1 protein-coding gene is annotated in these 2,247 nt (G+C 44.9%); it reads left to right on the forward strand.

Annotated elements, in window-relative coordinates:
- Positions 1-2,205, forward strand: a 2,205-nt coding sequence (locus tag AXF17_RS01445) for a nicotinate-nicotinamide nucleotide adenylyltransferase (RefSeq protein WP_330398513.1), incomplete at its 5' end; no start/stop codon positions are given.
- Positions 2,206-2,247 lie beyond the last annotated feature (42 nt).

Below are 2,247 nucleotides of genomic sequence, written 5' to 3' on the forward strand. Positions count from 1 at the left end.
CTAGAGTTCTACAACAATGCAGCAGTGTTAAATTACATATACCGATTCATCGCTACATATGTCGATGAAGTTGGGCAATTTGAGTTTAAGGAGTATGACAAAGTTGCATTCTTCCCTGGTACATTTGACCCATTTAGCCTCGGACACAAGGCGATTGCTACGACTATACGAGATATGGGATTTGATGTATATCTGGTACTAGATGAGTTTTCTTGGGCCAAGAGGATGCTACCTCATGTACTCCGCAAGAACATTCTCGCTATGTCCATTAGTAGTGAAGAGGGCTTAAATCTATTTCCTGACGATATACAAGTTAACCTCGCTAATTCGGATGACATGCGGAGACTGAGAGAGCTTTTTGCAGGCAAAGATTTATACATAGTTACAGGCTCAGATGCTATTGAAAATGCCGCTTGCTACAAGGCTGCCCCAAGCGAATACTCAATTCACTCGCTAGGTCACATTATATTCGATAGAGAGTCGAGCGATGATTCGCATAGAGATAGCGGTGATAGCTACCCAATCACGGGCGAGATTATAAAGCTAAACCTCAAGAAATATTCTGAAGATGTCAGCTCCGCTAGGATTCGTAACAACATTGACCTCGGGCGAGATATCGGCACGTTGCTCGACCAAGTTGTGCAGAACTACATATACGATATGAACCTTTATAAGCATGAGCCTGCATATAAAGAAGTGCTTACCGCTAACGATATCAACTTCAGCGCCTTTGAACACATGTATGCTGGTTTAACCATGCCGCTTAGCGATGATTTAGAGACGGCTGGCTACGACCCCGTGGTTCTCAGCGAATACCTTGATGACCCTGCTACGAAGTCAATCCTGATAAAGGCTAAGTCAGGAGAACGTGAAGAGCCTGTGCTCTCTGCGTTTGCATCGGCTAGAAAGCTTCGTGCGAATGACCTACTCGAGGAATTCGGTAGCAGCGAAGTAGCTTCTACGATTAGAAAGAGTGCGCTTGGCTCGATAGCTTCAATCGGTGCATTTTATGCAAATACAGGTGTTTCCAACCTTAAGCAGATTCTGCTCACGGAGATTATGACGGAACTCCTCGATGAAGATTACACTTACGTAATCTATCGCCCTGTAAATCCTGCAGGTATGGACGAGGATACGATTGACCTTTTAATCCACCATGGATTTGTCGATATCTCTAGCAGTGAGGAAGAACCAATCTATGCAGTGGATATGAAAGCACCTATCGTGCTATTTAGAGATGTCGAAGCTTGCATCAAGGCTCCGTTCAACAAGAACCCTAGGATTATTAAAGCTGCAGATGATGCTCATGCAAAGCTCCTTAGGACTTTTAATGAGCTATTTCCTGGCAAGCTGATACTGACTTTTAACCCTAGTGCAGTATATAGCCGTATCGTAAATATGGTTACATCTGAAAATGGAGTACCTGCAGCTTCAGATCCGCTGAAGAAGCGTGGCCCTTATATGGCAGTTCCATACGGCAAGGCACTCTCGGATGTGGTCATACCTAATACAGTAACAAAGGCTCTTAGGACGGATAAGTATTTTAAGAATGATTTATCGGGATTCACTATCAGAGAATACCGTAACTACGCACCGCTACAGGAGCAGTTAAAAACTATCAAGTCCTTTGAAAAGCCTGTGATATTAGTTGACGACTTCCTTCATAATGGTCAGCGTTTAAATCACATCGCACCCCTGATTAATGACGAGGGAATTGACCTTCGCAAGGTAATCGTCGGAGTGCTCACCGGCAGAGCGTTAGATACTATGAAAGAACGAGACATCTCGGTCGATGGAGCTTATTTCCTACCGGATATCTCGATTTGGATAAATGAGCATGACAGCTACCCATTCTTTGGCGGTGACAGCCTCGAGCTAGTCGATGACTCTAAGGAGCACAGAACGATTAATCTGATGCTGCCATATACGACGTTTAGCTTCGTAGGTGAGAGCGACATGGATAAGGTATATAAGTATTCAATTACCTGCCTCGAGAATGCTCGGGACATCCTTCGCATACTCGAGCAGGAGTACCAGGCGGAGTACGGCCGCAAGCTGACACAGAAGCAGCTCGGAGCAGTCATCTCAAGACCTTGCACGCCAATGCTGCCGCCAGGCCTCGAGTACGACAGCTCCTTCGCAGCTTCCGATTTCATCGAAAATGATATACGTAAGGCGGAGAGATTACATATGTTTAAGAGGTAGTTAATATTTAAGAACCCCAGCTTAGCACTGCTAAACTGGAGT

It is taken from the genome of Mogibacterium pumilum (genome assembly GCF_002243385.1).
Taxonomy (GTDB): domain Bacteria; phylum Bacillota; class Clostridia; order Peptostreptococcales; family Anaerovoracaceae; genus Mogibacterium; species Mogibacterium pumilum.